We start from the raw sequence: 21,478 nt of genomic DNA on the forward strand, positions 1-21,478 counted from the left end.
GCCCGTGCCCGAGCGCCGCCGCTCCCCGCGAGGGCGCCGTGCTCCGATGGCGCGCTCGCCGGGAGCTGCCGCGCACGGCCGCCCGACCCGCGGCCGGGGTCAGCTCTCGGTCATGCCCTCGTAGAGACCGATCGCGTTGCCGTCGGGGTCCCCGATCACGGCCCACCAGCTCGTGGGAGAGATCTGGCTCTTCTCCATGAGCACGGTGCCGCCGGCGTCCTTCGCCGCCGCGACGGTCTCATCGATCGAGTCGACCTCCACGTAGGAGCGGGGCTGAGTGAAGCCGTCCTCGCGCGGCGCGAGGCCGCCCCCCGAGATCTTGTTGGGCGCCTGCCACATCGGGTAGCCCTCGAAGCCGGGCACCTCCGCGATCTGCCAGCCGAACAGGCTCGAATAGAACTCCGTCGCCTTGCCGAGATCGGTGACGGGGATGTCGATGTGCGTGATGTCGCCGTGAGCCATGGTGGTTCCTCTCGTGCGGATCCGACCGGGTCAGTCTGGCCGCCCGGCGTGCGGCCCACAAGAGGCCCGCGCGCACGACATCACGGCCGGCATCAGACCTCGCGGCGCTGTGCCTCCGGCAGCCAACTGCGGACGAGATCGTCGATGATGACGCTGCCCGCGGGCACGGAGGGCTCCACCGGTGCGAGGTGGATCCCTTCCGAGGCGAGATCAGCGAGGAGCGCCGTGCGGATCTCGACGATGCGTGCCGCGTCCTCGGCGCCGAGCTCGTCCGCTACCTGCGCCTGCAGACGTTGCGAAGCCGCTCGGAGGTCCGGCCCGATGTCGGCGACGGCCACGTTGAGCGCGGTGTCCATCTCCTCGGTTCCCGCGCGGTCGCGAGCCCGCGCAAGCAGGATGACGACGATCCCGATGACGGAGACCACGGCGCTCGCTGCGACGATCCAGGCGGCGGCATCCGTCCCCCGGCTCAGCACGAACGCTGCGGCGATCACCAACGCGACCGTCAGCACCCCGTGGATGCGGATCATCGAGCGGTTCAGAGGCCTGCCGGCCGCTGCGATCGACACCACGAGACTCGCCGCCGCCGCGACCAGCGCCAGCACGGTCGTCGCCACGGTCATCTCCGCCGGGTCGGTCCGCAGTCCGCTGGTGAGCGCCGCAGCGACCGCGGCGCACAGCGCCCCGCCGAGCGCGACCAACGGCAGCCAGCCGTGCGGGTTGCGCGGGCCATAGCGTTTCTGCAGCGCCGCGCGCTTGCTCCGCTTGGCCGCCTCGCCCGCTTCTCGGGCTTCCGACCAGATGCGCAGACCGAGCTCGTTGCGCCCGACCGCCGAGAACGCGGCGCGTTCGACCGACTTCGCATCGGCGTGCTTGGGCAGCGACGGCGCGATCTGACGCCGGGCCGTCGCGATCTGCCCGACCAGTTCGTCATCGACCAACCGTGGCCTCCTTCACATCCAGGGTCATCAGCGCCCGCTCGGCGAGCACCTGTGCGGCGGCGGCGGCGAGCGGGATCAGCGGCGTCAAGGCCGCGACAGCGCAGCGCCCGCGCACGTCGAGAACGTACGCGGTCGACACCGTCTGCGGTGTGGCGACGGAGTCGCCGGTCGCGCCCTCGGGGTCGAGCACGCTCACCCGCCATCCCCGGGCATGCCCGAGCTCGACCGCGATCACCTCTGCCGGCCACGGCGAGGGAAGCAGTGCCTCGGCGACCTCTCTTGCGCCGTCCGCACCGTCCGGCGCAGGAACGTCGTCCAGCACGACGATGCCGAGCAGTCCGTAGAGCTCCGCCTCCGGAACGCAGAGGAACAGCCCGACGCTGAGCTCACCGCCCGTCGCGGTCATCAGGGCCAGTCGTGCGGCATCGGCGATGCGCTCCCCTACACCCTCCGGTCCGCGCGCCGCCTGCTGCCCGACCCACGCCGGCGCATCGTCGATCGACGACGGAACGAGCGCCCACACATCCGGATCCGCGTGGATCTCGACCTCACGCGGCACGGCGCCACCTCACGCTCGCGACGATGGCGTCGCAGACGAGTGACATGGCGGCGATCCCCTCGTCGGGGATGGTGGCGCCGGTTGCGGATCGCAGGATCTGCGATCGGAACATCAGCGCCCGCCGAGGATTCCCCGGCACGGGAAGCAGGTACCCGTTTCCCGCCACCTCGACCTCGCCACCTTCGACGTCGGCCGATGTGTTCAGGCTCCAGCGCAGGATCGACCCGCCCGCGTCCAGCGGGGTGGCACCGCGCCGGGCGATGAGCCCGGCTCCGACATCCTGGATCGAGCCGCCGGACGGGGCGGTCAGCCACGACGCGACGAGGCTGACGGGAACGTACTCTTCCGGGTCGAGCCCGGACGGGGCGAAGACCCGGACGATGTCGGCCTTCGCGGCTTCGACGCGCGCGGCCGCGAGCATCGACTCGATACGAGTGCGCACCACGGCCCGCGTGCTGTCGGGGAAGCCGTCGAGGACGGCCGCATATCGGTCGGTCAGCCCGGAGAGCCCGGCATCGGCCGCCTCCCAGCCCTCGGGGAGAAGTACCGCGAAACCCGGCATCTCGGGCGTCTCGCCGATCAGCTCGGCACGCAACGACATGAGATCTCCCTTTGACGCGCGATCGGCTCGGTGCGCGGCCGTCCCAGCGGCTCGGACGCCGCCACACCGTCGATGAGCCTAGCTCTATACGGTCGCGAGCTTCTCGCTGCCGTCCTTGAAGATGCCCATGAACTTGAGCATGGTGTCGACCGAGCCGCCGAGCGCTTCCGGAATGTTCTGCGGGTTGCCCGCGAGCGCGTTCCAGCCCGCACGCCAGCCGCCGACCCATTCGTTCCCTTGCGCGAGGAAGGCCGGCATGTGGATGACGCGCATCAGGTTCTGCGAGTTGAGGCCGTGGGCACCCTCGAACAGATCTGGGATCCGACGCGTGAGGAACGCGTTGAGCGACCCGTGGAAGTCCAGGAACTCGCTGCCCCCCAGGCGCAGCGCGCCCGACAGGCGCGGGAACCGAGCGCCGATCTGCGCGAAATCGGCCAGGCTGGCGAGCTTGGCGAGCTTTCCGAACGGGATGATCGACACCGCGGCGAGCGCGACGCTGCCCCAGTCCCCGCGAGCGGCGTTCAGCTTGGCGATCTCGCCGAGAAGGCTGAGCACGCCCGCCACGGCGGCCAGCACTCCGGCCAGCAGGGCCAGCGGCCCGGTGACGACGAACGCGACGACCAGCAGGATGACGCCGACCACGAGCAGGACGGTCAGCATCGTCTCGACGAACGGCATGGAGTTGTCCCAGAAACCGTCCGAGACGCCGTTCTCGTTGGTGCGCTCCAGGCTCGAACAGGCCGTCTCGTATGCCGATTCCCACGTCTCGACCGGGGCGTCGTAGCCGCTCCAGTACGCCTCCCACGTCTCGACGGCGGAGTCGAACGCGCTCTGCTCATCGGATGCGGTCGGCCGCGGCCCGGTCTGCTCGACCTCGCGATCCTCGTTGCGATCGAACTCGTCCTGATCGCGCTCGGCGGCGCTCAGCGCCCACGACGCGTCCCGGACGTCGGGCCACGTGCGACGCGCCCCGTCCACGCGCCAGTCGGTCGCCGACTGCACCGCGCTCAGGGCCGTCGCGTACGTCGCAAGCGCGACCCCGCTCGGCCGATACCGACGCGCCGCCACCTCGAGGTCCTCATAGACCTCCTTGGCCTGCTCGCGAATGGCCTCGAACGAGGTTCCCCGGCCGACGGTCCCGTCGGCGAAGAGCTGCAGCGTCGCCGCTGCGCGCGCCATCTTGTCGCCGAGCGCCTCGATGTCGGCGGCGCGGCTGGAGATCACGCCGGGGCTGCCCTCGATCTGACGGACGTCGCGGCCGCCGGGGGTGTCGGGCATCTCCTCGCGGGAGTAGATGTACGAGTTCTCCGTCACTCCGAGGCCTCCATGCTCCGCGCCAGCTCGAGGTCGGCCTCGACCCAGCCCTCGTGGGCGTCATCGAGCCGCTTCTTCATCTCTTCGAGATTGCGTCGCTGCGTCTCTCGCTTGTCGTCCCACTCCGACTCGAAATCCTCCGCCGCCCGGGCGAGACGGCTGTCGCCCTGCGGGCTGCCGATCGCTTCCACGAGCGCACCGGTGCGCGAACCGGCGGCTTCGAACTCGGCGATGATGTCACGCAGCGCGTCGCTGAGCGCCGCCATCGAGCCGAGCGGGATCTGCACGCCATCGGTCATCGCCACACCTTCCCCCACGGTCGTCGACCAGCATACGAAGAGCCCACGCCTCGGCACGATGGGGAGAAGTCCCCATGCTCAGTCCGACGCGTCGGCGAGATGCTTCTCGAGCGCGTCGATCGCCGGACGCTGGCCCTTCACCAGGCGCTCGCGGGCGGGATCCAGGTCGGTCCATTCCACGCGGTCCACCTCGGGGAACTGCGCCGTCCGCCCCGACCGCGGCGGCCACTCCAGCTCGAACTCGCCGAACGCCAGGCCGTCGAGCGAGAACCCCGATCCGTCGGCCACGAACACCGTGACCCGCTTGCCCGACGAGTATGCGAACGTGCCGAGCTCGGCGTACGGCGGCTCGGGCGGGTCGATGCCGAGCTCTTCGCGGAACTCCCGTCGTGCGGCATCCAGCGCGCTCTCCTCGCCCTCGGTGAACTCGCCCTTGGGGATCGACCAGGCGCCGGCATCCTTGCTCGCCCAGAACGGCCCGCCCATGTGCGCGATGAGCACCTGGGGTTCGGGCGCGATCCGGTAGAGGAGGATGCCGGCGCTCGTGATCGCCATCTCGGTTCCTGAGGTCGCCGGGTTCTCGAGGCTGCGGGGTCAGACCAGGCGGGTCTCGGGCGACACGGTGTACGTGTCTTCCGGGTCGCGGTAGACGACGTCGCCCAGGGCGGCGTCGATCGCGGCGAGGGTGTCGGCGTCGAGCACGACGCCCGAGGCCTTGACCGTCTCGGCGAGCTGCTCGGGACGCGATGCCCCGACCAGTGCCGACGCGACGTTCTTGTTCTGCAGCACCCAGGCGATGGCGAGCTGGGGCATCGACAGCCCCGCCTGCTCGGCCACCGGCTTGAGTCCCTGGACCGCCTGGAGCACCTCGTCGCGGAGGAAGGACTTGATGAATCCCGCGCCGCTCTTCTCGTCCGTGGCGCGGGAGCCCTCGGGCACCGGCTGACCGGGCAGGTACTTGCCCGAGAGCACGCCCTGGGCCATCGGCGACCACACGATCTGCGAGATGCCGAGCTCCTCGGAGGCCGGCACGACCTTGCCCTCGATCACGCGCCACAGCGCGGAGTACTGCGGCTGGTTCGAGATGAGCTGCACGCCGTAGCTCCTGGCGAGCGCGTGACCCTCGCGCAGCTGCTCGGCCGTCCACTCCGAGACGCCGATGTAGAGCGCCTTGCCCTGCCGGACGACGTCGGCGAACGCCTGGAACGTCTCCTCGAGCGGCGTCTCATGGTCGAAGCGGTGCGCCTGGTACAGGTCGACGTAGTCGGTGCCGAGGCGCTTCAGCGATCCGTTGATCGACTCGAAGATGTGCTTGCGGCTCAGGCCGGTGTCGTTGGGGCCCTTGGGACCGGTCGGGAAGTAGACCTTGGTGAAGATCTCGAGTGATTCGCGGCGCTGACCCGTGAGCGCCTTGCCGAGCACTTCCTCCGCGACGGTGTTCGCGTACACGTCGGCGGTGTCGAACGTGGTGATCCCGGCATCCAGTGCCGCGTGGACCGTCGCGATGGCGGCCGAGTCGTCGACCTGCGAGCCGTGGGTGACCCAGTTGCCGTAGGTGATCTCGCTGACCTTGAGACCGCTGTTTCCGAGGTACCGGTAATTGACCATGAGGAAAACGCTACCTGCCTCGGCGGGGCCCTCGGCGCGATCCTGCTCGCCGGCCACGAATGGTGAGTCTCGTCCCCGATTCGTGACAGGTGTGCGGTCGGGGTGGGCAACTGAGACGAACGGATGCCGCGACCGGCGCGTGAGCACCGGTCGCGGCATCCGTCATCCGGAGGGGATCAGACGACGCGGGCGGACTCGTCCTCGACGGCGTCACCGCCGGCCGCGGCCGACGGCTCGCCGTGGTCGGCCTCGGAGAGCGCACGCGCCTCCTCGTCGAGATCGGTGGCCGCCTGCTCGAACTGCGAGTTGTACAGCCGGAAGTACGCGCCCTGGGCGACGATGAGCTCGTCGTGCGTGCCCTTCTCGACGATCCCGCCGTTCTCCATCACGAGGATGAGGTCGGCGTCGCGGATCGTCGAGAGGCGATGCGCGATGACGAAGGACGTCCGGCCTTCGCGCAGCGCCGCCATGGCGTGCTGCAGCAGCAGCTCGGTGCGGGTGTCGACGGAGCTCGTCGCCTCGTCGAGGATCAGCACTGACGGCTGGGCGACGAATGCGCGGGCGATCGTGATGAGCTGCTTCTCGCCGGCCGAGATGTTCGACGCGTCCTCGTCGAGGAGCGTGTCGTAGCCGTCCGGCAGGGAGTGCACGAAGCGGTCGACGTACGTCGCCCGCGCGGCGGCGAGGATCTCGTCGTCGGTGGCGTCGGCGCGGCCGTAGCGGATGTTCTCGCGGATCGTGCCGGCGAACAGCCACGGGTCCTGCAGCACCATGCCCGTCTTGGCGCGGATGTCGCGCCGCGTGAGCTGCGCGATGTCCTGCCCGTTGAGGAGGATGCGGCCGCCGTCGAGCTCGTAGAAGCGCATGAGGAGGTTCACGAGCGTCGTCTTGCCGGCGCCCGTCGGACCGACGATCGCGACCGTCTGGCCCGGCTCCACCCGGAACGACAGGTCGTGGATCAGCGGATGCTCGGGCGTGTACGAGAAGGCGACGTCCTGGAACTCGATCGTGCCGTCGCCCTCGACGGGCGCCGGGGCGTCCTGCGCGTCGGGCTCCTGCTCGCTCTCGTCGAGGAGCTCGAACACTCGCTCGGCCGACGCCGTGCCGGACTGCACGACCGCGGCCATGCCGCCCAGCTCCGACAGTGGCTGGGTGAACTGCTGCGAGTACTGGATGAACGCCTGCACATCGCCGAGGCGCAGCTGGCCGCTCGCCACCATCAGCGCGCCGAAGACCGCGATGCCGACATAGGTCAGGTTCCCGATGAACATCATCGCGGGCATCATGATGTTCGACAGGAACTGCGCCTTGAAGGAGGCCTGGTACAGCTCCTCGTTCTCGGCCCGGAACGCCTCACGGGACGCCTGCTCGCGGCCGAAGACCTTGACGAGGGCGTGGCCCGAGAACGACTCCTCGACGCGCGCGTTGAGGCGGCCGACCTTGCGCCACTGGATTCCGAACGCCTTCTGCGAGCGGGGTCCGATGACGCCGAACAGCACGGCCATGAGCGGGAAGCTCACGAGCACGACGAGGGTCAGCTGCCACGAGATCGTCAGCATCATGATCAGCACGCCGATCACGGTGAGCACGCTCGTGAGCGCCTGCGACAGCGACTGCTGCATCATCTGGGTGATGTTGTCGATGTCGTTCGTGACGCGGGAGATCAGCTCGCCGCGCTGCACCCTGTCGAAGTAGCGCAGCGGCAGGCGGTTGATCTTCGCCTCGACGTCTTCACGCAGGCGCCACATGACGCGCACCATGATCACGTTGATGACGTAGCCCTGCACCCACATCAGCAGCGATGACGCGAAGTACAGCGCGAGCACGATGAGCAGCACGCGGCTGAGCGCCATGAAGTCGACGCCGGCGCCGGGATCGAAGTGCTCCATGGCCGCGACCATGTTGGCGAGGTCCTGCTGGCCGCTGTCGGCGAGACCCTGGACGACCTGCTCCTGGGTGGCGCCCGCCGGCGCCATCGACGACACGACGCCCTCGAAGAGGATGTTGGTCGCCTCGCCGAGCACCTTCGGCGAGAGCACGGCCAGCACGACGCCGATCGAGCCGAGGATCGACACGAAGATGAAGCCGACCGCGTTGGGACGCAGCAGCCCGATGAGGCGACGGAAGGAGGGCCCGAAGTGGGCGGCCTTGCCCGGGGCGACGGCGCCGCTCCAGTCGTCGGCCGAGATGCGGGCCTGTTCGCCGAGCTCGATCTCGAGCTTCTCCTCGGGGCTCAGCTCCGCGATGGCGTCGCGTGCACGACGGCGGCTGGTGGACTTGTCGGCGGTGGACTCGTCGGTGTGGGACTGGTTGTCGGCGCTCATCGGGCGACCTCCGCTCCGAGCTGCGATTCGACGATCTCGCGGTAGGTCTGGCTCGTCTCGAGCAGCTGCTCGTGCGTGCCGAGTCCGACGATGCCGCCGTCGTCGAGGACGATGATGCGGTCGGCATCGGTGATCGTCGAGACGCGCTGGGCGACGACGATCTTCGTGACGTCCGGCAGCTCCCGCCACAGCGCCTGCCGCAGCCTCGCGTCGGTGGTGAGATCGAGCGCCGAGAACGAGTCGTCGAAGACGAGCACGCGCGGCTCGTGCACGATCGCCCGGGCGATGGCGAGGCGCTGGCGCTGACCGCCCGACACGTTGGTGCCGCCCTGCGAGATCGGGGCGTCGAGCCCGCCGTTCATCTGGCTCACGAAGTCACTGGCCTGGGCGATCTCCAGCGCATGCCAGAGCTCGGCATCCGTCGCCTCTTCACGCCCGAACCGCAGGTTCGAGGCGATCGTGCCCGAGAACAGGAACGGCCGCTGCGGCACCAGCCCGATGGTGGCCCAGAGCGCGTCGAGGTCGGCGCGCCGCACATCCAGGCCGCCCACCTCCACGACACCGTCCGTCACGTCGAACAGACGCGGGATCATCGAGATCAGCGTGGTCTTGCCCGCGCCGGTCGAGCCGACGACCGCGACGGTCTCACCCGGCTCGGCGCGGAAGCTGATGCCCGAGAGGATGGGGTGCTCGGCACCCGGGTAGGTGAAGGCGACGTCCTTGAACTCGACGGTGCCCGGCGCGGGGAACTCGGCGGGCGCGTCCGCGGGCCGCGCGAGAGACGAAGCCGTGTCGAGCACCTCGCCGATGCGCTCCGCCGACACCGCGGCGCGCGGGATCATCAGCGTCATGAAGCTCGCCATCATGACGCCCGAGAGGATGATCATGGCGTACTGCATGAAGGCGAACAGCGTGCCGATCTGGATCTCGCCCGAGTCGACCTGCATGCCGCCGAACCAGATCACGCCGATCACGGTGACGTTGAGGATCAGCATGACGGCGGGGAACAGCACCACGAAGAGCGAGCCGACCTTGCGTCCGACGACCATGATCTCGGTGTTGGCCTCGCGGAATCGCTCCTCTTCGATGGGCTCGCGGACGAAGGCGCGGATGACGCGGATGCCGGTGAGCTGCTCGCGCATCACCCTGTTCACGCCGTCGAGCTTGCCCTGGTAGCTGCGGAACAGCGGGACCATCCGGGCGATCACGATGCCGGCGACCACGAGCAGCACGGGCACCGCGACGGCGATGATCCAGGCGAGGCTCGCGGCCTGCTCGACGGCGAGGATGATGCCGCCGATCGCGAGCAGGGGCGCCGTCACGAGGAACGTGGCGGCCATCATCGCGAGCATCTGCACCTGCTGCACGTCGTTCGTGTTGCGGGTGATCAGCGAGCCGGCGCCGAAGCCGGTGACCTCGCGCTCGGAGAAGCCCGAGACGCGCTCGAAGATGTCGTCGCGGACGTCACGGCCGAGCTTCATCGCCGCACGCGCCGCGAAGTAGGTGGCGATGATCGAGGCGACGATCTGAGCGAGCGACACCGTCAGCATCACCGCGCCGGTGCGCCAGATGTACTCGGTGTCGCCCTTGGCGACGCCGTTGTCGATGATGTCGGCGTTGAGGCTGGGCAGGTAGAGCGAGGCGAGGGCGGAGGCGGACTGGAACAGCAGCACCCCGAGCAGCAGCCAGCCGGATGGTTTGAGATAGCGGACGAGGAGTTTGGCGAGCACGGACTTCTCCCAGACGTGACGAGGCCACGACGAATCACCGCCTGATGCGGTGGTCATGGTGTGCCGACCCCACCATGGCACGGGCCGCCGACATCGCGGCAGTCCCGTTCACGGAGGGCGAACGGCCGATTCGGACGGCATTCCCGGGCCGCCCGGCCGTCACTCTAACACGATATATCGCGTGATGCCACGCCGGTCCACGGCCGACGAGCGACGGATGCCGCGGGTCAGGCCTCCCCGCCCTGGGCGATGTCGGCACGCTCGCGCCAGCTGCGCGCGGTGACGCGATCCAGCGCCACCTGGCGGCGCAAGGCGTCGGCCTGTTCGTAGAGCGACGGCTGCCCGTAGCTCGTCAGCACCTTCACGAGCACGGGCAGCAGCTCGATCATGAAGAACAGCCCGGCGATGAGCCAGTGCGCCCACGCCAGCGTCGGCTCGCGCTGCGACAGGCGCTCGAGCCCGCCGATCTGGCTCAGCAGGCCCACCGCCCCGGCGTTGCCGCCCGCGACCTCCGCTGCCCGCGCGTCGTACGCGGCGAGCGCGGCCTGGTACTGCGCCCGCGCAGCGGGCAGCTCATCCTGCGCCTGCTGCTTGTTCTGCGCCTCCGATGCGCCGGCGTCCGCGGTGCCGGCGGCCTGCGCCGCAGCGAGATCGGCTTCGGCGGTGCGCAGCTTGGCGGCGAGGTCGTCGTACGACGCCTGCGCTTGGGCGAGTTGATCCTGCGCGGCGCCCGAGCTCGCGCCCTCCCCCGCGACCCCACTGCAGCCCGCGACCTCGCCGGCGCCCTGGCCGGTGAGCTCGCACTGGTAGATCGCGCGCGCCTGATCGATCACCTGCTGCTGGGCGGCGAGCTTCGCGGTGAGGTCGTCCACGGTCTGCTGCGCTGAGGCCGTCGCCGCCGACGTGGTCTCGGCACCCTCGACGACACCGCTCGCCGCCTGGCTCTCGAGCGCCGCCACACGCGCGCTCGCGGCATCCAGTGCCTGCTTCTCGGGTCCGTCGGTGACCGCGTCCTGATCGGACTGCGCCTGCACGATGTTCGTCGCCGTCACCTCGCGGGCGATGTCGTTATGGAAAATCTGCAGTACGAGCGGCTCCGCGACGACGATGCCGATGACCGCCGCCATGATCACGCGGGGGATGGCGAGCCCGATCAGCCGGCCCACGCTGTGCGTCGAGCGCATGGTCGATGTGAGGAAGCGGTCGAGGTTGAAGATGATCAGCGCCCACACGATCGCGAGCGGCAGCGCACCCCACGCGACGATCCGGACACCCGTGGTCAGCGCGAAGTACATCGAGATCGCCGAGATCAGCGCGGTGCCGGCGATCACGAAGAACATCTGCACGAAGCGGGGCGTCTCGGTGGGCACCTGGTCGAGCACCGACGCGTCCGCGCCGCCGAGCACGGCGAGCCTGCGCCAGCCCGAGCCGCGCTCGCGACGGCGCGCGACGCGCTTCGAGCGACCCGGGCGCGTGGGAGCGGCCTCCATGGGCGCGGGCTCCTCGACGACAGGGCGCTCGGGGGTCGGATCCGGCTCCGCCGCAGCGCCCCACTCCCCGATCGGGGTGGTCTCCGCGGTCGCCGCCGGCTCGGCATCCACCACTCGGTCCTCGACCACCGCGACCGGCTGTGTCGGGTTCATCGCCAGCGCGTCCTCGAGCAGATCGCGCGTCACCGGGTACGGGTCCTCGGGTCCGTCGGCGTCGAGACGCCCGTCACCCGGCTCGCCTGCCGCCTGCTGGGCGCGCACGTCGTCGAGGTACAGGTCGCCGCGCGTCTCGTCGTCCGTCTCGAACTCGATGCGGCCGTCGGAGCCGAACCTGCCCGGCCGGTGTGCGGAGAATGACATCCGGACACCCTAGACAGGCCAACCTGTGCGACAGGTGAGTCTCGGCCGCGCGAGGAGCCGGTGTGCGCTCACTCCTCGAGCGGGGTGACGGCCGCGACCGCCTCGTCTTCCTCGGTGGCGACCAGCTGCCCGCAGGCGCCGTCGATCTCCTTGCCGCGGGTGTCGCGGAGGGTCGTCGGGATGCCGGCGTCGTTGAGGCGCCGGACGAACTCGTTCTGCACCGGCACGTCGGATGCCGTCCAGATCGAGCCGGGGGTCGGGTTCAGCGGGATCGGGTTCACGTGCACCCAGCCGCGACCGCGCGCGTTGAGCTTCTCGGCCAGGAGGTCGGCGCGCCAGCCGTGGTCGTTCATGTCCTTGATGAGCGCGTACTCGATCGACACGCGGCGTCCGGTCTTGTCGAAGTAGGCGCGGGCGGCGTCGAGGGCCTCGTCGACCTTCCAGCGGGAGTTGACCGGGATCAGCTCGTCGCGGAGCTTGTCGTCGGGCGCGTGCAGCGAGAGGGCGAAGGTCACCGGGATGTCCTCGTTCGCGAGCTTCGTGATCGCGGGAACGAGTCCGACCGTCGACACGGTGATGCCACGGGCGCTCATCCCGAGACCGTGCTGCTTGTCGGTCATGACACGCACGGCCTGCATGACCCGCGCGTAGTTCGCGAGCGGCTCGCCCATGCCCATGAAGACGATGTTCGACACCCGCTCGGCGGAGTGGTCGTCCTTCTTCTTGCCGCCCAGCCCGCCGTCGGCGATGAGGCGGTTGGCGCGCACGATCTGCTCGACGATCTCCGCCGCCGACATGTTGCGGGTGAGGCCCGCCTGTCCCGTGGCGCAGAACGGGCAGTTCATGCCGCAGCCGGCCTGGCTCGAGACGCACAGGGTGATGCGTCCGGGGTAGCGCATGAGCACCGACTCGACGAGGGCGCCGTCGTGCAGCTTCCACAGGAACTTGATCGTGTCGCCGCGGTCGGTCTCGAGACGCCGCACCTCCGTGAGGAGGGGCGGCAGCATGCCGTGGACGAACTCCTCGCGGCCCTCGGCGGGGAGGTCCGTCATGTCGGCGGGGTTGTGGGTCCAGTGCTGGAAGTAGTGCTTCTCGAGCTGCTTCGCCCGGAAGCCGGGAAGCCCGAGCTCCTTGACCTTCTCGACGCGCTGCTCGGGGGTGAAGTCGGCGAGGTGCACCGGCGGCTTGCCGCGCTTGGGGCTGGCGAACTGCAGGAGGGGCCGGCCTTCGGCATCCTTCTTCTGGGTCCATCCTTCGGTCGCCGGACGCACCTGCCTGGGCTTCGTGGCGCGCACGGGCGAATCGGTCATGAAAACCAGGGTAGGGGACGCGCCTGGACGGATGCCGATGCCGGCGCATCTCGCAACCCCCGTCGCGCGGCCGGCCGGCCCGGCTAGCGTGGCGGGCGTGACTGACAAGAGCGACGTGACGATCCGGCCGATCGAGCCCGGCGATGCCGGCGAGGTGATGACGCTGCAGCGCGCGGCGTTCGTGCAGGAGGCCCTCATCTACGGGACGCCCGACATGCCGCCGCTCACGCAGACGCTGGAGGAGGTGCAGTCCGAGCTGGAGGAGAACCTCGGCGTCGTCGCCCTCGACCGCACCCGCATGGTCGGGGCGCTGCGGGCACGCGTCGACGGCGACCTGCTGCTCGTCGGCCGCATCGCCATCGCCCCGGACCGCGCGGGCGAGGGCATCGGCAGCGCACTCCTGGAGGCCGTCGAGCGACGCGGCGCCGACCGGGGCGCCACCGAGGCCGAGCTGTTCACCGGATCGCTGAGCGAGGCGAACATCCGCCTCTACGAACGCGTCGGATATGCGGAGACGCAGCGGGTGTCGGGCGACGACGGCACCGAGCAGGTGTTCCTGCGCAAGCGGCTCGACCAGGGGCGTCGCGGCTAGGCTCGCCGTGTGGTCCCGCTCGAGAACCTTCTCGCCTTCACGCTCGCCGCGCTCGTCCTGATCGTGATCCCCGGCCCGAGCGTGCTGTTCACGATCGGGCGCGCGCTCGCCCTGGGACGCATGGGCGGGCTCCTCAGCGTGCTCGGCAACGCACTGGGCCTGCTGCCGGTCATCGGCCTCGTCGCGCTCGGCGTCGGCGGCATCGTGGCCCAGTCGATCGTGCTCTTCACGATCGTCAAGGTCGCCGGCGCGCTCTATCTCATGTACCTCGGCGTCCAGGCGATCCGCCACCGCCACCGCGCCGCCGCCGAGGCGAACGGGGGCGTCCTGCCCCGGTCCGCCTGGCGTCAGCTCGGCGAGGGGTTCATCGTCGGCGTGACCAACCCGAAGACCATCGCGTTCTTCGTGGCGGTCCTGCCGCAGTTCGTCGACCTGAACGCGGGCATGGTGCCTCTGCAGATGATCGTGCTGGGTCTCGTCTTCTTCGTCATCGCACTCATCTCCGACGGCATCTGGGCACTCGTCGCGGCCGGTGCCCGCACCTGGTTCGGCCGCTCGCCGAAGCGCATCTCGACACTCTCGGCCACCGGCGGCGGCCTGATGATCGGCCTCGGCGGCATCCTCCTCTTCACCGGGAACAAGCACTGATGGACTCTTCGACCACCTCGGATGCCGGACCGCGGCGAGCGGCCGGTCGGCGCATCATCTTCCTCGACGTCGACGGGACGATCCTCGAGCACGGATCGCACATCTCCCCCTCGACGCCGGGCGCTGTCCGCGCCGCACGCGCGGCCGGGCATCTCGTGTACCTCAGCACCGGACGATCGGCCGCCGACATCCATCCGGTCGTGGCCGAGATCGGCTTCGACGGCGCGGTCACGAACTCCGGCGCGCTCGTGACGTCGGACGGCGAGGTGGTCGTCGAACGCCCGCTGTCGCCGGAGGCGACGAGCCGGATGCTGACGGCGCTGCAAAGCCGCGGCATCCGCTACTTCCTGCAGACCCGTGACGGCGTCTACGCGAGCGACGACATGGCCGAGCTGATGCGCGACTACGCCGTCGCCCTCGAGGCGCGCGTGCGGGCGGGGCGTGAGGTCCGCCCGGAGGACTCGCTCGTCGGCCTCGCGCAGCGGACGTTTCCCGGCGTGGAGGAGGCGGACCTCGACCGCATCGACAAGGCCGTGTTCGTCAGCGACCACGAGGAGGGCATCGACGAACTCCGTGCCGACCTGGGTGACGAGTTCCTCATCGTCCCCGGCAGCATGCCGCTGCCCGGCGGCTCGAACGGCGAGATCAGCGAGCGCGGCACGACCAAGGGCTCGGCGATCGAGCTGCTGCTCGAGAACCTCGGGATGGATGCCGCGGACGCCGTCGCGGTCGGCGACAGCTGGAACGACGTCGAGATGTTCCAGGTGTGCGGCGTCGCGGTGGCGATGGGCAATGCGCAGCCAGAGCTCAAGGAGCTCGCCGACATGGTCACGACCGACGTCCTCGACGACGGCATCGCCCACGCCTTCCGGCGGCTCGGCCTCATCTGATCCGGTCGCCGCTCTGCGAGGCGACCGGCCGCAGTGTCAGGGCTGCTCGGGGTGCGCGGCTTCCGCCCCGAGGTTGACGAGGGTGCCGCCGGGGTCGCGCACCTGCGCGACCCGTTCGCCCCACGGCATGTCTGCGGGCGCCTGTTCGGCCCGCCCGCCGGCGCGCACCCACGCCGCGTACGTCGCATCCACGTCGTCGACGTAGAACCACAGCGCGACGCGGTCGCCCACCGACGGCGGCAGGGCGTCGGGGTCGCGGCCGATGCCGAGCGACGTCTCGCCGACCTGCAGCGACACGTAGTCGTCCTCGTCGCCGCTGCCGAACCGGTACGACACCGTCGCGTCGAGGGCGCTCTCGTAGAACCGAACGAGCTCCGGCAGGTCTCGCACCAGCAGGATCGGGAACAGGCTCCGCACCCCCATGGGGCCCACCCTACGTCGCCCTGGGGGGTCTCGAAAGGGACCGCTCAGTCCAGGAAGATATCGGGGAACAGGGCGGAGTCCGGGGTTCCCGGGACGGCCGCGTAGCCCGAGAAGTCGGTCACGCCGGCTGCTTCCAGCACGTCCTCGACGATGAGCGTCTGGCCGGTGTACTCGCGCGCCGGCCGGGTGAAGATCTCGTACGCGGCGTCGGCGTAGATCTCCGGCGTGCGGCTCACCTTCATCATGCGGTCACCGCCGAGCGCGAACTGCACCGCCGCGGTCGCGATGGTCGTGCGCGGCCACAGCGTGTTGGCGGCGATGCCGGACGACGCGAACTCCGCCGCGAGCCCCAGGGTCGCCATCGTCATGCCGTACTTCGCGAGCGTGTAGCCGGTGTGGCCGCCCAGCCACTTCGGCGAGAGGTTCAGCGGCGGCGAGAGCGAGAGGATGTGGGGGTTCTCGGCATCCTTCAGGATCGGGATGGCGGCGCGCGAGAGCATGAACGTGCCGCGCACGTTGACGTCCTGCATGAGGTCGTACTTCTTCGCATCGAGCTCGAGGGAGCGCGACAGGTCGATGACCGAGGCGTTGTTGACGACGATGTCGATGCCGTCGAACTCCCCCTGCGTCTTGAGCACGGCCTCGGTGACGTCGTCGTCGTTGCGCACATCGCCGACGATGGGCAGCGCGTTCCCGCCGGCGGCGCGGATCTGCTCGGCAGCCGAGTGCACCGTGCCCTCGAGCTTGGGATGTGGCGTGTCGGTCTTGGCGAGCAGCGCGATGTTGGCGCCGTCGCGCGCGGCGCGCAGCGCGATCGCGAGGCCGATGCCGCGGCTGCCGCCCGACATCAGGATGGTCTTGCCGGCCAGGGGCTTGTCGCTCATCTCGGGTTCTCCTCGGGTCAGGAACGGGACTTGGCGGATGCCGCCGCGAAGGCCGCGACACGGGCGCGGGCCTCCTGCGTGTCGAAGCGGGCGCCGATCGAGGCGGCTTCGTCGTCGAGGTTCTCGACGAACGAGCGCCCCGCCCCGGTGCGGACCAGCCGCTTCGCCTGACCGAAGGCGCCGGTGGCGTTGTCGAGCCAGAACCGGGCGACCGCCTCGGCGCGGGCCGCGACGTCGGCCGCGGGCACCACTTCGGTGACCAGGCCCCAGTCGAGCGCCGTCTCGGCGTCGATCGTGAGGTCCTGCAATAGCAGCTGGAGCGCGCGGCGCTGGCCGACCGCCGCCGGCAGCAGCGTCGAGACGCCGAGGTCGGGCGTCAGCCCGATGTTCGCGTACTTGCTCACGAACCTCGACTGCTCGGACGCGACGATGTAGTCGGCGGTGAGCATGAGCCCGAGCCCGCCACCCGCCACCGCGCCCTGTACGGCCGCGACGATGGGCTTGTCGGACTCCACGAACGTGCGGATGCCGTCATGGATGGTCTGCGCGGCGCCCGTGACGTCGGGGCCGGACGCACCCGACGTCGCCATCTCGAGCACGTCGCCGCCGGCGCAGAAGGCCGGGCCCGCGGCATCCAGGATCACCGCGCCGACCGAGTCGTCGGACGTGATCTCGTGGGCGACATCGCGCCAGCGACGGCCCATCTCGAAGCCCATCGCGTTGAGGAACGCGGGCCGGTTGAAGGTGACGCGCGCGAGGGCGCCGTCGCGCGTGACGAGGATCGAGTCGCTCATGGTTCTCCTGCGGTCGGTGCTTACTTCGGGGCCATCCGGATGGCACCGTCGAGGCGGATGGTCTCGCCGTTGAGGTAGCCGTTGTCGACGATCGACATCACCAGCCGCGCGTACTCGTCGGGCTTGCCGAGCCGCTGCGGGTACGGCACCTGCTCGCCGAGCGAATCCTGCGCGGCCTGCGGCAGCCCCATGAGCATCGGGGTCTCCATGATGCCGGGGGCGATCGTCACGACGCGGATGCCGTAGCGCGCGAGCTCGCGCGCGATCGGCAGCGTCATCGCGTGCACGCCGCCCTTCGACGCGGCGTACGCGGGCTGGCCGATCTGCCCGTCGAACGCCGCGACGCTCGCCGTGCTGACGATGACGCCGCGGTCGCCGTCGGCCGTCGGCTCCGTCTTGGCGATCGCGGCGGAGGCCTGCGCGATGACGTTGTACGTGCCGATGAGGTTGACGCGCACGATGCGCTCGAAGCCCTCCAGCGGCGACGGGTTGCCGTCGCGGTCGAGGACCTTCGCGGGCGGCGCGATGCCGGCGCAGTTCACCACGACGCGGAGGGGACCGGATGCCGCGGCCGTCGCGACCGCGGCGGCCACCTGCTCGGCATCGGTGACGTCGGCCGGCGCGAACGCTCCCTCGAGCTCTGCGGCGACATCGGCGCCGGCCGAGGACGGCAGGTCGACGATCGTGACCGCCGCGCCGGCTGCGGCGAGGCGGCGGGCGGTGGCGAGGCCGAGGCCGCTCGCACCGCCGGTGACGAGCGCGGAGGCACCCGTGAGGTCCATGGATTCTCCTTCGAAGTCCGGATGCTGCGGAACCGCGTATCAGCATACGCGGGACTGAGTCCCAGGTCATGCCGGTCGGCGCACGACCCAGGCTAGTCGTGCCGCCACACGGTCACTCGACCGGCGGCGGCGGACCCGGTTGAATGCGCCTATGGAGATCCGGCTGAAGCGCGTGTACGACCCACCGGCGCCGGAGGACGGAATGCGCGTGCTCGTCGACCGGCTCTGGCCGCGCGGACTCTCCAAGGAGCGCGCCGAGCTCGACCTCTGGGCGAAGGATGTCGCACCCTCGACCGCCCTGCGCACGGCGTTCCACCACGACGGCCTGTCGTGGGACGACTTCGAGTCCGCGTACCGGGCGGAGCTCGAGGGTTCCGCCCGCACCGCCGTCGCGGCGCTGCGCGCCGATCTCGCGGCGCACCCCGTGGTCACACTGCTGCATGCCGTGGCCGACGAGGAGCACAACCACGCGGTGATCCTGCGGGAGGCGCTCCAGGCGTGAGCCGCCGAGCGCTCGTCGTCACCCGGCGCGGCGCTCCCGTCCCGCTCGCCTGTCACGGTCTGTCAGATCACCGCGAATCGTGACAGGCGAGCAGAACCGGCGAGCGGGCAGGATGGAGGCGTGTCGATTCCCGCCGAACCCGTCACCGTGTCCGAGACCGTCGCTCGGCTCGCGCGCGGCGCCGAGCTCACCCCGGTCTGGCGCAACGAGTACGGCGGCATCACCTTCCGCACCGACGACGGCCGCTTCATCAAGCACGGTCCGCGCAACGCTGAGACCTCGTTCGCCGGCGAGGCCGCGCGCCTGGCGTGGGCGCAGCCGCACGCCCGGGTGCCGCTCCTGCTCGAGGTCGGCGGCGACGACACCCACGAGTACCTCGTGACGGCGGCGCTCCCGGGGCTCTCGGCCGTCCACGAGCGCTGGGTCGCCGAGCCCGCCACCGCCGTCCGCGCCGTCGGCGAGGGTCTGCGGGCCCTGCACGACGCCCTGCCCGTCGCCGACTGTCCGTTCGACTGGCGCGTACCCTCGCGCATCGCGAACGCCGCGGGCCGCGGCATCCGCGTTCCCGATGCCCTGCGCGAGCCGCCGCCGGTCGACCGGCTCGTGGTCTGCCATGCCGACGCCTGCTGCCCCAACACGCTCATCGGCGACGACGGCCGCTGGAGCGGGCACGTCGACCTCGGCGCCCTCGGCGTGGGCGACCGCTGGGCCGACATCGCCGTGGCGTCGATGTCGACGGCGTGGAACTATGGCGAGGGATGGGAGGACGCCCTCATCGAGGCGTACGGTGTCGAGCCCGACCGTGAGCGCCTGTCGTACTACCGAGAGCTGTGGAACGCGACATGACCGAGATCACCGGCAACGTCTGCAAGATCGACGGCCATCCGAACCTCGTCATCCTGCGGCGCTTCCGCGCGACCGCAGATGACATCTGGCGCGAGCTCACCGAGTCGGCGCGGCTCGAGCGCTGGATCGGGCGCTGGGACGGCGACCCGTCGAGCGGGCACGTCACGTTCTACATGACGGCGGAGGCCGAGGATGCCGCGGGCGAGGAGTACACGATCCTCGAATGCGACCCGCCCCGGCGCTTCGCGGGCGACACGTCGGCGGACGGCGGCGCCTGGCATCTCTGGTTCGAGCTCGCCGAAGAGGCACCGGGCGACACGATCCTCACGTTCGGCCAGCGCCTGAACCCCGGTGAGGACGTCGGCTCGATCGGTCCTGGCTGGGAGTACTACCTCGACCGGCTCGTCGCCGCGCAGGCCGGTCTCGACGCCGGCACCGTCTCGTGGGACGACTACTTCCCCGCCCTGCAGCCCGCCTACGAGCGTCTCGTCGCCGCCGACTGAGCGGGCCGAACTCAGGACCAGACGAAGCGGAATGTGCCGGCGGCGACCGCGGCGGCGATCGCCAGGGCCATGATCGCGGCGGCGCCGAGCAGTGCCACCAGGTCACGGAGGTGGAGCCGAGAGGGACGTGACCACGTGCGCGGGATGCCGGAGCCGAAGCCGCGGGCCTCCATCGCCATCGCCAGCTTGGTACCGCGCCGCACGGCGAACACGAGCAGCACGAATGCCATGGAGAAGAAGCGCCGGATCGCGCCGCTGTCGCCCACGCCGCGCGCGCGACGCGCGAGCCCCATGCTGCGCCAGTCGTCGAGGAAGAGGCCCAGCGTGCGCGCGCCGGCGAGCACCCCGAGCACGAAGCGGCTCGGCAGCTTCGCGACCTGGGCGAGGGCGTCGGCGAGCTCGGTGGGGTCGGTGCGGCCGAACAGCAGGATCGTCGGCAGGGCGAGGGCGAGCACGCGCAGGCACACCGCGACGGCGAGCGCGATCGAGTCGTCGCTGATCGTGGCGTACCAGAACGACCAGTAGACCGTTCCCCCCGGCTCGGCGTACAGCAGCATGCTGACGCCCGCGACGGGGGCGAAGACGAGGACCGGCAGCATCCGCTTCAGCACCGTCAGGGCGCCGAGGCCCGTCAGCGGGATGCAGGCGAGCTGCAGTCCGATGGCCACGAGCGCGCTCGTCACGTCGATCGAGGCGAGCAGCGGCACCGACAGCAGCAGCGCGAGCGCGATCTTGGTCACCGGGTTCACACCGTCGAGCCAGGCCGCCCGCTCGACTCCGATGTCAGGCGCGTCGGTGCGCGCGTCGACGGCGGTCACAACCCCGCCCCCACGGGCCGCGTGCGTCCGGGTGCGCCGGACGGCGCCTCCGGGAGGGAGGGCCCCGCACCGAGGTCGATGCGGCGGCCGCCGAGGTGGCGCAGCACGTCCTCGTCGTGCGTGACGGCGACGACGGTCGTGCCGGCGGCGATCTCGGACTGCAGCAGCTGCACGAGCTCGATCCAGCCGCGGCGGTCCTGCCCGAACGTCGGCTCGTCGAGCACGATCACGGGCGGTGCGTCGGCGAGCACGGTCGCGACGGACAGCCGGCGCTTCTGTCCCCCCGACAGCGTGAAGGGGTTCGCGGCGGCGAGCGGCGCGAGGTGCAGGCGTTCGAGCAGCTCGTCGACGATCACGCCGACGGCGTCCGCGCCGACGCCGCGCGAGCGCGGCCCGATCGCGAGCTCGTCGCGCACGGTCGAGGCGAGGAACTGGTGCTCCGGCTCCTGGAACACGGTGCCGATTCGGGTCAGCAGCTCGCGCGAGGTCCACCGTGACGGGCGTCGGCCCGAGCGGCCTGCGAGCTCCGGCGCCGCGACAACCTCACCCGCCGCCTCGGGCAGGAGCCCCGCGAGGGTCAGCGCGAGGGTGGACTTGCCGACGCCGTTGGGGCCGGTGATCACCGTCGCCGCCCCGCGCGGCACGCTGAGATCCAGCCCTGCCCGCACGACGGTCCGACCGTCGCGGGAGATCGAGAGAGCGGATGCCGCCACCGCCGCGGCCGCGCCGGCCGGTGCCCCGGGCAGGACCGGCAGGTCGACGGGGCGACCCGGCACCCACACGCCGGCGGCGGCGAGC

At 70.8% G+C, this 21,478-nt stretch carries 24 protein-coding genes; 6 read left to right on the forward strand and 18 right to left on the reverse strand.

Translation table 11 applies throughout. The features are described 5' to 3' along the window. Positions 1–99 precede the first annotated feature (99 nt). The 12 genes from VIP82_RS11615 to rlmN form a co-directional block, all read right to left on the reverse strand. On the reverse strand, positions 100–462 hold the full coding sequence (locus tag VIP82_RS11615; RefSeq protein ID WP_331908698.1) for a VOC family protein: 363 nt from the start codon (positions 460–462) through the stop codon (positions 100–102). A 92-nt stretch (positions 463–554) separates the two neighbouring features. Continuing rightward, a complete protein-coding gene (locus VIP82_RS11620; RefSeq protein WP_331908700.1) occupies positions 555–1,403 on the reverse strand; it encodes a hypothetical protein in 849 nt (282 codons plus the stop codon). Next, positions 1,393–1,962: a hypothetical protein gene (locus VIP82_RS11625; protein WP_331908702.1), complete on the reverse strand. Its 570-nt coding sequence runs from the start codon at positions 1,960–1,962 to the stop codon at positions 1,393–1,395. Before VIP82_RS11625 ends, VIP82_RS11620 begins: the two co-directional genes overlap by 11 nt. After that, entirely contained in the window at positions 1,952–2,563 is a 612-nt protein-coding gene (locus VIP82_RS11630; protein WP_331908704.1) for a hypothetical protein, read from the reverse strand. Before VIP82_RS11630 ends, VIP82_RS11625 begins: the two co-directional genes overlap by 11 nt. Positions 2,564–2,647: 84 nt before the next feature. After that, positions 2,648–3,877 carry a hypothetical protein gene (locus VIP82_RS11635; RefSeq protein ID WP_331908706.1) on the reverse strand — a complete coding sequence of 410 codons (1,230 nt, stop codon included), beginning with the start codon at positions 3,875–3,877 and terminating at the stop codon, positions 2,648–2,650. Further along, positions 3,874–4,176 carry a hypothetical protein gene (locus VIP82_RS11640; RefSeq protein WP_331908708.1) on the reverse strand — a complete coding sequence of 101 codons (303 nt, stop codon included), beginning with the start codon at positions 4,174–4,176 and terminating at the stop codon, positions 3,874–3,876. Before VIP82_RS11640 ends, VIP82_RS11635 begins: the two co-directional genes overlap by 4 nt. A 78-nt stretch (positions 4,177–4,254) precedes the next feature. Then, positions 4,255–4,731: an NUDIX hydrolase gene (locus VIP82_RS11645; RefSeq protein ID WP_331908710.1), complete on the reverse strand. Its 477-nt coding sequence runs from the start codon at positions 4,729–4,731 to the stop codon at positions 4,255–4,257. A 39-nt stretch (positions 4,732–4,770) separates the two neighbouring features. Further along, entirely contained in the window at positions 4,771–5,784 is a 1,014-nt protein-coding gene (locus VIP82_RS11650; RefSeq protein WP_331908712.1) for an aldo/keto reductase family protein, read from the reverse strand. A gap of 176 nt (positions 5,785–5,960) precedes the next feature. Then, positions 5,961–8,108, reverse strand: coding sequence for an ABC transporter ATP-binding protein (locus tag VIP82_RS11655; RefSeq protein WP_331908714.1), 2,148 nt, complete (start codon positions 8,106–8,108; stop codon positions 5,961–5,963). Next, positions 8,105–9,838: an ABC transporter ATP-binding protein gene (locus tag VIP82_RS11660; protein WP_331908742.1), complete on the reverse strand. Its 1,734-nt coding sequence runs from the start codon at positions 9,836–9,838 to the stop codon at positions 8,105–8,107. Before VIP82_RS11660 ends, VIP82_RS11655 begins: the two co-directional genes overlap by 4 nt. A 227-nt stretch (positions 9,839–10,065) precedes the next feature. Further along, complete coding sequence (locus tag VIP82_RS11665) at positions 10,066–11,688, reverse strand: DUF4407 domain-containing protein (RefSeq protein WP_331908716.1); 1,623 nt, start codon at positions 11,686–11,688, stop codon at positions 10,066–10,068. Between the two features lie 68 nt (positions 11,689–11,756). Next, a complete protein-coding gene (gene rlmN / locus VIP82_RS11670) occupies positions 11,757–12,998 on the reverse strand; it encodes a dual-specificity RNA methyltransferase RlmN (RefSeq protein WP_331908718.1) in 1,242 nt (413 codons plus the stop codon). 157 nt (positions 12,999–13,155) lie between these two features. On the opposite strand from rlmN, the gene VIP82_RS11675 reads away from it, so the two are divergent. Genes VIP82_RS11675 through VIP82_RS11685 form a run of 3 tightly spaced genes read left to right on the forward strand, consistent with a single transcriptional unit; the run spans position 13,156 to position 15,128 of the window. Then, on the forward strand, positions 13,156–13,590 hold the full coding sequence (locus VIP82_RS11675; RefSeq protein ID WP_331908744.1) for a GNAT family N-acetyltransferase: 435 nt from the start codon (positions 13,156–13,158) through the stop codon (positions 13,588–13,590). A gap of 9 nt (positions 13,591–13,599) precedes the next feature. Next, positions 13,600–14,238 (forward strand): LysE family translocator, encoded by a 639-nt coding sequence (locus VIP82_RS11680; RefSeq protein ID WP_331908720.1) that lies wholly within the window; start codon positions 13,600–13,602, stop codon positions 14,236–14,238. Further along, on the forward strand, positions 14,238–15,128 hold the full coding sequence (locus tag VIP82_RS11685; RefSeq protein ID WP_331908722.1) for a Cof-type HAD-IIB family hydrolase: 891 nt from the start codon (positions 14,238–14,240) through the stop codon (positions 15,126–15,128). The genes VIP82_RS11680 and VIP82_RS11685 overlap by 1 nt, the downstream gene beginning before the upstream one ends. A 36-nt stretch (positions 15,129–15,164) precedes the next feature. Here the strand turns inward: VIP82_RS11685 and VIP82_RS11690 are convergent, their stop codons facing one another. From VIP82_RS11690 to VIP82_RS11705, 4 genes are read right to left on the reverse strand one after another with little or no spacing between them, the layout of a single operon-like run. Further along, complete coding sequence (locus tag VIP82_RS11690) at positions 15,165–15,551, reverse strand: VOC family protein (RefSeq protein ID WP_331908724.1); 387 nt, start codon at positions 15,549–15,551, stop codon at positions 15,165–15,167. Between the two features lie 44 nt (positions 15,552–15,595). Beyond that, positions 15,596–16,435 (reverse strand): SDR family oxidoreductase, encoded by an 840-nt coding sequence (locus VIP82_RS11695; protein WP_331908726.1) that lies wholly within the window; start codon positions 16,433–16,435, stop codon positions 15,596–15,598. A 17-nt stretch (positions 16,436–16,452) separates the two neighbouring features. Continuing rightward, the gene (locus tag VIP82_RS11700; protein WP_331908728.1) at positions 16,453–17,229 is read right to left on the reverse strand and encodes an enoyl-CoA hydratase/isomerase family protein; all 777 of its coding nucleotides are present in this window, start codon (positions 17,227–17,229) and stop codon (positions 16,453–16,455) included. A 20-nt stretch (positions 17,230–17,249) separates the two neighbouring features. Further along, entirely contained in the window at positions 17,250–18,011 is a 762-nt protein-coding gene (locus VIP82_RS11705) for an SDR family NAD(P)-dependent oxidoreductase (protein WP_331908730.1), read from the reverse strand. Between the two features lie 151 nt (positions 18,012–18,162). On the opposite strand from VIP82_RS11705, the gene VIP82_RS11710 reads away from it, so the two are divergent. From VIP82_RS11710 to VIP82_RS11720, 3 genes are all read left to right on the forward strand, one after another. Next, positions 18,163–18,513 (forward strand): DUF488 domain-containing protein, encoded by a 351-nt coding sequence (locus VIP82_RS11710; RefSeq protein ID WP_331908732.1) that lies wholly within the window; start codon positions 18,163–18,165, stop codon positions 18,511–18,513. Positions 18,514–18,633: 120 nt separating this feature from the next. Further along, on the forward strand, positions 18,634–19,359 hold the full coding sequence (locus VIP82_RS11715) for a phosphotransferase (protein WP_331908734.1): 726 nt from the start codon (positions 18,634–18,636) through the stop codon (positions 19,357–19,359). Continuing rightward, complete coding sequence (locus tag VIP82_RS11720) at positions 19,356–19,862, forward strand: SRPBCC domain-containing protein (protein WP_331908736.1); 507 nt, start codon at positions 19,356–19,358, stop codon at positions 19,860–19,862. The genes VIP82_RS11715 and VIP82_RS11720 overlap by 4 nt, the downstream gene beginning before the upstream one ends. An 11-nt stretch (positions 19,863–19,873) precedes the next feature. Here VIP82_RS11720 and VIP82_RS11725 read toward each other — a convergent pair whose 3' ends face one another. Both VIP82_RS11725 and VIP82_RS11730 read right to left on the reverse strand, forming a co-directional pair. Continuing rightward, positions 19,874–20,680 carry an energy-coupling factor transporter transmembrane component T family protein gene (locus VIP82_RS11725; RefSeq protein WP_331908738.1) on the reverse strand — a complete coding sequence of 269 codons (807 nt, stop codon included), beginning with the start codon at positions 20,678–20,680 and terminating at the stop codon, positions 19,874–19,876. Beyond that, on the reverse strand, positions 20,677–21,478 hold an 802-nt coding region (locus VIP82_RS11730), incomplete at its 5' end, for an ABC transporter ATP-binding protein (RefSeq protein WP_331908740.1). The genes VIP82_RS11725 and VIP82_RS11730, both read right to left, overlap by 4 nt.

The organism is Microbacterium sp. (genome assembly GCF_036566905.1).
Taxonomy (GTDB): Bacteria; Actinomycetota; Actinomycetes; order Actinomycetales; family Microbacteriaceae; genus Microbacterium.